Annotated in this window: 1 pseudogene; it reads left to right on the top strand. The window is 46.0% G+C overall.

Annotated elements, in window-relative coordinates:
* Positions 1-106: 106 nt before the first annotated feature.
* Positions 107-239: pseudogene (locus SM753_RS21300) on the top strand (type I glyceraldehyde-3-phosphate dehydrogenase); the annotation flags it as partial.

The following is a 239-nucleotide window of genomic DNA, read 5'->3' as shown; positions in this document are numbered from 1 at the left end:
AATTTTCCTTTTTTTTCTGTTCTGGCCACTGAACACGAACCCTACTTTTTCCATTTTTTTGTCCCTCTCATTTACATGCCCCCTTTCTTCTCAATAAAAGTGACAAGTCAAGGCCGCTGCCGATGGACCAATGAAGGGAATCCTCGCCTACACTGAAGATCAAGTTGTGTCGACTGATTTCGTGTCCGACCCTCACTCGTCCATTTTCGATGCTGGAGCATGCATTTCGCTCAACCCGA

Origin of the sequence: Halostella sp. PRR32, from assembly GCF_034808085.1 — an archaeon.
In the GTDB taxonomy this organism is placed as follows: domain Archaea; phylum Halobacteriota; class Halobacteria; order Halobacteriales; family Natronoarchaeaceae; genus Halostella; species Halostella pelagica.
Note: the sequence above shows the minus strand (reverse complement) of the source record. Positions and strands in the feature narration are given on the sequence as shown.